This window comes from Marinimicrobium sp. UBA4509, assembly GCF_002388575.1.
GTDB classification, from domain to species: domain Bacteria; phylum Pseudomonadota; class Gammaproteobacteria; order Pseudomonadales; family Cellvibrionaceae; genus Marinimicrobium; species Marinimicrobium koreense.
The window spans coordinates 9,962-17,791 of the sequence record NZ_DGMV01000043.1 but is presented as its reverse complement, the minus strand read 5'-3'; the positions used below and the strand labels follow the sequence as shown (position 1 = coordinate 17,791).

7 protein-coding genes are annotated in these 7,830 nt (G+C 60.2%); 4 read left to right on the top strand and 3 right to left on the bottom strand.

Annotation, left to right across the window (positions count from 1 at the left end; all coding sequences use genetic code 11):
- Together B3520_RS06540 and B3520_RS06535 are read right to left on the bottom strand one after the other, a co-directional pair.
- Nucleotides 1–1,026: glycoside hydrolase family 26 protein (locus tag B3520_RS06540; RefSeq protein WP_286875721.1), on the bottom strand; the 1,026-nt coding region annotated here is incomplete at its 3' end.
- Nucleotides 1,027–1,201: 175 nt separating this feature from the next.
- Complete coding sequence (locus B3520_RS06535; protein ID WP_286875719.1) at nt 1,202–1,957, bottom strand: AsmA family protein; 756 nt, start codon at nt 1,955–1,957, stop codon at nt 1,202–1,204.
- A gap of 129 nt (nt 1,958–2,086) precedes the next feature.
- Between B3520_RS06535 and B3520_RS06530 the strand changes: the two genes are divergently transcribed.
- The 3 genes from B3520_RS06530 to B3520_RS06520 all read left to right on the top strand — a co-directional run bounded on the left by B3520_RS06530 (nt 2,087) and on the right by B3520_RS06520 (nt 5,011).
- A complete protein-coding gene (locus B3520_RS06530) occupies nt 2,087–3,640 on the top strand; it encodes an FMN-binding glutamate synthase family protein (protein ID WP_286806866.1) in 1,554 nt (517 codons plus the stop codon).
- Nucleotides 3,633–4,145 (top strand): DUF3806 domain-containing protein, encoded by a 513-nt coding sequence (locus B3520_RS06525; RefSeq protein WP_123637558.1) that lies wholly within the window; start codon nt 3,633–3,635, stop codon nt 4,143–4,145. The genes B3520_RS06530 and B3520_RS06525 overlap by 8 nt, the downstream gene beginning before the upstream one ends.
- Nucleotides 4,146–4,438: 293 nt before the next feature.
- The gene (locus B3520_RS06520; RefSeq protein WP_123637559.1) at nt 4,439–5,011 is read left to right on the top strand and encodes a TMEM165/GDT1 family protein; all 573 of its coding nucleotides are present in this window, start codon (nt 4,439–4,441) and stop codon (nt 5,009–5,011) included.
- A 143-nt stretch (nt 5,012–5,154) separates the two neighbouring features.
- Here B3520_RS06520 and B3520_RS06515 read toward each other — a convergent pair whose 3' ends face one another.
- On the bottom strand, nt 5,155–5,577 hold the full coding sequence (locus B3520_RS06515; protein WP_286806868.1) for an HIT family protein: 423 nt from the start codon (nt 5,575–5,577) through the stop codon (nt 5,155–5,157).
- A 342-nt stretch (nt 5,578–5,919) separates the two neighbouring features.
- Here B3520_RS06515 and B3520_RS06510 point away from each other — a divergent pair, with 342 nt between their 5' ends.
- Nucleotides 5,920–7,749, top strand: a complete 1,830-nt coding sequence (locus tag B3520_RS06510) for a DEAD/DEAH box helicase (protein ID WP_286875705.1) — start codon at nt 5,920–5,922, stop codon at nt 7,747–7,749.
- Nucleotides 7,750–7,830 lie beyond the last annotated feature (81 nt).

Sequence of the window (7,830 nt, the reverse complement as noted above, 5' to 3'; positions counted from 1 at the left end):
CGCCTGCCAGCCTTTGAGCAGCCGTTCGGTGAAGAAGTCTGACTCGAACAGTGTATCCTGGCCACCTTCGGTCATGGCCGCCAGTTTACCGCGCTGCGCCGCCAATTTGGCCAAGGCACCCAGACTGGCAATAAACCGCCCGGCATCTTCCTCCGGTGTGGCGGTGTTGGCGGAATGGCCCAGATCCCAGTAGTTATCAATACCGAGAATATCCACGTAGTCATCGCCGGGGTAGCCATAAAGATAGGACGATTCAAACTGATCCAACGTCAACCGACTGCGATCCGGAGAAAACGCGAACAGCAGCTGGTGGAGCTGTTGCTCTTGGGTCAGATAGTCCACGGTAAAGCGCCACAAGGCTCGATAGTCCTCCTCGGATGTCGGCCCCTTGCCCCACCAGAACCAGTCGCCATTGTGTTCGTGCCAGGGCCGGAAAATCAGCGGCATGGGTCCGGTGCGGCCATCGGGCAATGACACTTCCAGGGAGCGGGCGAACGCCGCAAATTGATCCAGCGCCAGGCGCAGGTCCTGATGGTATCGCCCGCCCGGCAGCAGCTCGGCGGCGCCGGTGTCGGTTTCCCAGGAGCTGCTGCCGGTACCCGGGTGGGTCATATGCCAGGAGATACTCACCACCCCACCGCGGCGGTAGGCATCACGCATCCAGTCCCGCATTCGCGCAAAGGGGACGCCGTCCAGGTTCCGGGCATCGTTCAGCTCCAGGTGTCCCAGATCCCAGCCGTAAAGCGCGGGGTAGTCACCCGTGGTGAGTTTGACATCGGAGCGCCCGGAGTCATCACGCCACTGTACCCCGTACGCCAGGCTGTCCTGGTGACCGAATAGAAAGCCCTCGCCTTTCAGCCGGTGCAGGTTGCGCCAGAGCGCCTGGGCGGCGGGATCAATGTTCTCAGTGATGGGCTCGACGGAGCCTGCGGTTTGTTGCGGGGCGTCAGATTGAGGCGCTGAGCAAGCCGTCAGCAAGGCAACCAGGCCCGCCAGCAGGCCGTGAAAGACGGTGGTCCTGACCATATCACACCTTGTTTATTGGGTTATTGACGTTGTTTTGGCACGCTGCCGTCGACCGGAGAGGTTCGACGCCAACCGATTGTAATCGGTTACAAGGCCAGAATGCAATTTCTCTGTGGCAGAAGAGAAAAACGTTAAGGGGAAATCCCCGGGGCGAAACCCCGGGGAGGCAGGTGGATCAGCGGTTGAGCAATGACCGGACAGCGTCGACTTTTTCCTTATCGTCATCGGACATACGGGACTCCAGCTCCTCTTTCAGAGCGCCTTCGGCTTCCGAGCGCACTTCCGCTTCCACCCGCTGGCGGGCCTGCTGCAGAAGCGGGTCGAGAATCGCCCGGGTCAGCTGGGCCGGGGTCAACCCCTGCTGACGGTCACCCAGGTTTTCCAGGTTGATGTCCCTCAGCGTCAATTCACGATTGCCCAGTTCGTCCGAACTCAAGCTCAAGCCGGCGTTGGTGAAGCTCAGTTTCTCCACCATAAAGCGCACATCGGGGCTGGCGGTGGTGGACTTGGGTGTTTCTTCCTGGGAGCCGGAACTCATCTGGTCCAGCAGGGTTTTGAGGTTGATCTGGGTCAGGTCTCGATGCTCGGCGTTGAGCTGGGCACCATCGACTTTGATTTCCTCAATAACCACCACATCCTCGGTGATCGAACTTGGGCGAATATCCAACGTCACATCGCCCACGCGAAAAATCGGCTGATCCGAATAGCCTTGCGGGTTGGCAATGGGAAAGCCACTGATGGTACCCCGCCCCTCGGTCAATTCAATGTGTACCCCATCCACCTGCACGTCCGTTTTGGTCACCGTGGGTCCGACCGACTCGATGGCCGCTTCGACCAGAGTGTCCAGGTTGCGCAGGCCGATAAACAGCGCGATGGCGATGACAACGATCAGGGCCACCAGAATGCTGACTATGATTTTTGTGGCTTTCATGGAGGTTCCTCGGTTTTTGACAGGGTGTTGTATGGGGTGCGACATGGTCGCAGACCACTAAAAGCCTTATGATAGCGGCCAGCTTGAACTCACGCCAATGCCATTTTCGGCCCGACAGTGAAGGTTGCCATGTTCGACGATGTATTTGCTCTGAAATTGCTGACCATTCTGGTCCTGATTTTTGTCACCCTGATCGGGGTCGGGTTGCTCACCGTGGCCGCCATGTATGTGGTGGATGTTACCCAGCGCAAACACACCATTCGGCGGAACTATCCGGTGATCGGTCGCTTTCGGTATTGGTTCGAGCACCTGGGCGAATTTTTCCGGCAGTATTTTTTCGCCATGGACCGCGAGGAAATGCCATTCAACCGGGCCGAACGCGCCTGGGTTTACCGGGCAGCCAAAAACCTCGACCTCAACCTGGCCTTCGGCTCCACCCGGGACCTGAACCCGTCGGGCACGGTGCTGTTTCTGAACTCGGCCTTCCCCACTCTGGAGCAGGACGCCGCCATACCCTCGGCGGTCACTGTTGGCCCCTACTGTCGGCATCCCTACACGACCTCGGCCTTTTTCCACATTTCCGGCATGAGTTATGGCGCCCTCTCCGCGCCGGCGGTGCGCGCCCTATCCCGAGGCGCCGCCAAGGCCGGTTGCTGGCTGAACACCGGTGAGGGCGGCCTCTCGCCCTTCCATGAAGAGGGAGGCGGCGATCTGGTATTTCAGTTGGGCACCGCCAAGTACGGCGCCCGGGACCTGGACGGCAAACTCTCGGACGAAAAATTGATCCAGCTGTCGGCCAAAGAATCGGTCAAGATGTTTGAGATCAAACTCAGCCAGGGAGCAAAGCCCGGCAAGGGGGGCATTCTGCCGGCGGAAAAAGTCTCCGCCGAAATCGCTGCAATCCGGGGCATTCCGGAAGGACACGCATCTATCAGCCCTAACGGCCACCCTGATATCCGTTCGGTGGACGACCTGCTGGATATGATCGACCACATCCGTCAGGTCACCGGCAAACCCGTGGGTTTCAAAACCGTGCTGGGCGATAAGCAATGGTTGCGGGATATGGTGGCCGCTATCCGCATTCGCGGTGTGGATCGGGCGCCGGATTTCATCACCCTGGACAGCGCCGACGGCGGCACCGGTGCCGCCCCGCAACCGCTGATGGATTACGTCGGGCTACCGCTCAAGGAAAGCCTGCCCTGGCTGTGCAACCTGCTTAGTGAAGCGGGCCTGAAAGAGCGTGTGCGCGTGATCGCCTCCGGCAAGCTGATCAACCCCTCCATGGTGGCCTGGGCCATCGCGTGCGGCGCCGACTTCGTGACCAGCGCCCGGGGGTTCATGTTTTCCCTGGGCTGCATTCAGGCCATGCAGTGCCACAAAAACACCTGCCCGACCGGGGTAACCACCCACGACCCGAAACTGCAACGGGGCCTGGACCCCACCGACAAGGCCGAGCGGGTGGCCCACTATCAGCGCAATCTGACCTACAGCGTCGGGCTGATCGCCCACGCCTGCGGCGTTCCGGAGCCGCGCCTGCTGCGCCGCCACCATGTGCACATGGTGTTACAATCCGGCCTGTCTCAGCCCTTGAATGAACTCTACCCGGAGCCCATCACTCTGATAGAGAATGGCGAGGATTCTCCCGCACTGGACTCCAAACCCAAAGAGGTAACCCATGAATAAATTGTGTTTCGGTCTGGGCCTGCTGCTCCTGCTTGCCAGCCCGGCCACTCTGGCCCAGGAGGTCACAATTGAGGACCTGGCCTGGATGGACCGCAACCACATGGCCCAACAGGTACAGCGCGTGGACGACCTGGCACGCACCCGGGTCGGAAGCCAGATTCGCGAGGATCTGAGCGATCTGACCACGCTGCAGCGGATTGTCGATCGGGAGCTGGTCGATCAGGACGACCGGTTGACGCTTCAGGCGCTGGGCGCGGTGCTGGGCAATGTGATGGCCGCCGAAGTGGACGAGCTGGAGTGGAAGATTTACGAGGACAACCGGGGCCGTAGCCGGGCGCTGTGTGTCGAGGGCACCGAGGAGTGCCTGTTCCCCATCACCATGCTCTCCCGAAGGATGGAGGTGGGCCTGAAGCCCGATGTGCGTCAGGTGTATAAAGACGCGCTGGCGCTGATTGAACCCTATTTGCCGGAGTTGCCCTACGGCGGGGCTGCCAGCCGTCGCTGAAGCCCGGCCACCACGGCCCCTCGGAGCCCCGCCGGAGAACGGCGAACGATTCGCATTTGACTTGCGGGGCAACACTTTCTAAAATGCAGCCCTCTCTCGGGGGAGTAATCGGCCAGCGCGCAGTATCGCTGGCGTTACTGTCAACATAATTGCGCCACAGCGCATGGCAGTAACACCCCACCCTGCGGCTCCGCCGCACGGGTCGGGCTGATGAGACCTGAGGTACAGACGCTTATCCCGGCGGGGTGGTGTGTGTATCTCTGTCTAACAGCCCCGCCCGGACGACGTTTTTGATGGAAGCACTGATCGGATCGACTCTCGCCGTGGCTCTGGCCGAAATCGGCGACAAAACCCAGCTCCTGGCGCTGCTTCTCATTTCCCGCTATCACCGCCCCTACGCCATTGCCGCCGGCATCCTGGTCGCCACCCTGATCAACCATGCCCTGTCCGCCCTGCTGGGCAGTTGGCTGGCGGACCTGATACCCGCACAGTGGGTGCCCTGGATTCTCGCCAGCAGCTTTCTGATTGTCGCCCTGTGGACCCTGATTCCCGATAAGGCCAGCGATGAGCCTGGCCGCTTCCATCAATACGGGCCATTCGTGGCCACTCTGGTGCTGTTTTTCCTGGCGGAAATCGGCGACAAGACCCAGGTCGCCACGGTGGTGCTGGCGGCCAAATTTGACGCCTTTCTGATGGTGGTGATCGGCACCACGGTGGGCATGTTATTGGCCAATATCCCGGTGCTGTTTGCGGGCCGCTGGCTGATGGACAAGATTCCGCTCAAGTACGCCCGCATCAGCGCCTTCATGTTGTTCGTGATTCTGGCGGTGGTGACGCTGATTCATACCAATGGGCAGGTACATTGACGTGTTACATAGGGTTCAGCTTGGGTTACGGCGGATGCGCGCTCACGCGCTTATCCGCCCTACGCAAACCACGGCAGGTCGTGTAGGGCGGATAAGGCCGAAGGCCGCATCCGCCGCTACCAAACCCCGACCCACCGGCCAATTTAACTCAAATTCGCTTCACCATGCCCCTGGGCAACCAACACCTTGCGAATCTTCTGCGCCGCCTCCGCCAGATCCTCGGCGTCAGCGCTGCTCGCATGGTCAAAACTCAAATCCCCCATTGAATCCAACGGCACCAGGTGGATATGGGTATGCGGTACTTCCAGACCGGCGATCATCATTCCCACCCGCTTCGCCGGATAGGCCTCTTTCAGGCCCTTGGTCACTTTCTGGCTCACCTGAATCAGGTGGCTGAGTAAGGCCGGCGGCAGGTCATCCCAGTGATCCACCTCCTCACGCGGCACCACCAGTACATGGCCCTCACGAATCGGTTGAATGGTCATGAAGACCACGGCTTTGTCGTCTTTCCAGACAAAATGGCCGGGGAATTCGCCGGAAATCACTTTCGAAAATACGCTTGCCATAATTCGCTCCTTTATTGACATCAGGTTGTTACCGACAAGGATAACATTGCGCGGGCGATGAAATGCGCCTATAATCCGCGCCTCTTCAGTTAAGCCCTCTATGCGTTTGGGGAAATGGTGTTACGGGGCAGAGCTGAGACGACAGGGACCTGTCATGGCTGCAAGAGTGCAGCCCAAGCGACCGCCCACTGGCGGAACACACGCCCAACGTGCCGCGATAAGGCCCCGGACCTGCCGAGATCGCACCCTCTGATCACCCGACAACACCCCCTGACCACGCCGCGCCCATTATCCCGCTGCTCCGGCCGCCGCGCGCCTATTGCATATTGAGGCTAACACTCCATGACCGAACAAACCCCCTTGCTGTTTACCGACCTGGGCCTGTCTGAACCCGTGCTTCAGGCCATTCAGTCCGTCGGCTACGAACAGCCCTCGCCGATCCAGGCGGCCGCCATTCCGGCCCTGCTCGATGGCAAAGACATCGTGGGCATGGCCCAGACCGGCACCGGTAAAACCGCCGCGTTTGCCCTGCCCCTGCTCTCGCGCTTCAACCCCGAGCAGCGCGAGCCGCAGATTCTGGTGCTGGCACCGACCCGCGAGCTGGCCATTCAGGTGGCCGAAGCGTTTCAGCGCTATGCCAGCAAGCTGAACAACTTTCACGTACTGCCGATTTACGGCGGCGGCGACATGGGCGGCCAGTTGCGCCAGCTCAAACGCGGCGCCCAGGTGGTTGTGGGCACCCCGGGTCGGGTAATGGACCACCTGCGTCGCGGTACGCTGGACCTGTCCAAGCTGCAGAGCCTGGTGCTCGATGAAGCCGACGAAATGCTGCGCATGGGCTTTATCGACGACGTCGAATGGATTCTGGAGCACACACCCAAGGAGCGCCAGACCGCCCTGTTCTCGGCCACCATGCCCAGCCAGATCCGCAAGGTTGCCAGCCAGTATCTGAACAGCCCTCAGGAAATCAAAATTGCCAGCAGCACCTCCACCGGCGCCAACATCGAGCAGGTGTACTGGATGGTCAGCGGCACCAACAAGCTCGATGCCCTGACCCGCATTCTGGAAGTCGAGCCGTTCGACGGCATGATCATTTTCGCCCGCACCAAGAACGCCACTGTGGAGTTGGCGGAGAAACTTGAGGCCCGCGGTTATGCAGCGTCCGCGCTGAACGGCGACATGAACCAGCAACTGCGCGAACGCACCATTGAGCGGCTGAAAAACGGCAAGCTGGATATCGTGATCGCCACTGACGTGGCCGCCCGTGGTATCGACGTGGAGCGGGTCAGCCACGTGCTCAACTACGACATTCCGTACGACAGTGAAGCCTACGTGCACCGCATTGGCCGCACCGGTCGTGCCGGTCGCAGCGGTAAGGCGATTCTGTTTGTGGCACCGCGCGAGAAGCGCCTGCTGTACGTGATCGAAAAGGCGACCCGCCAGCCGATCAAGCACATGGAGTTGCCGACCGGCGCCGCCGTGACCGCTCATCGTATTGATCAGTTCAAGCAGTCGATTCAGCAGGTATTTGATACCAGTGTGGATCTGAGTTTCTTTAACGATCTGTTGGCCGATTTCAGCCATCAGACGGACCGTTCACCGGAGGAGATTGCCTCGGCCCTCGCCTATCTGGTGCAGAAAGAGCGCCCGCTGCAGGTGAAGCTGGCCGAGATTCGTCCGGAAAAGCCCAGCACCAAGGGCAAGAACAAGCTGGCTCGTGAAGCCAAGGCTGGCAAAGGGCCGAAGCCCCGCGTCAATGATTCGGACCTGCAGCGCTATCGTTTGGATGTGGGCCGCAGTCATGAGGTTCGTCCGGGGGATATCGTCGGCGCCATTGCCAATGAGGCGGGTATCGACAGTCAGTATATTGGTCACATCAAGTTGTTTGATGAGTTTTCCACGGTGGATCTGCCCAAGGGTATGTCGCCGGAGGTGATGCAGTTGCTGAAGAAGGTGCGGGTGCGCAATCGGCCGCTGAATATTGCCGAGGACACGGGTCCGCGCAACGATGGTCCGGCGCCGGATTTCAAGCGTCGCGGTCCGAAACCGGGCGATAAGCGTGCGCCGGGTAAGTTTGCGGGTAAGGGCAAGCCGGATGGTAAAGGTAAGCCGAAAGCGAAAGTGCGTGATCGTGATGTGAAAAATAAAGGGTATCGCGCGAAGAAGGCATAGTTCGCACAGGCAACCCCGTTAAACCCACCATAGGGGGCAACGGGGACCACGGCGGCCACGGTATAAACCGGTTGGAGACTC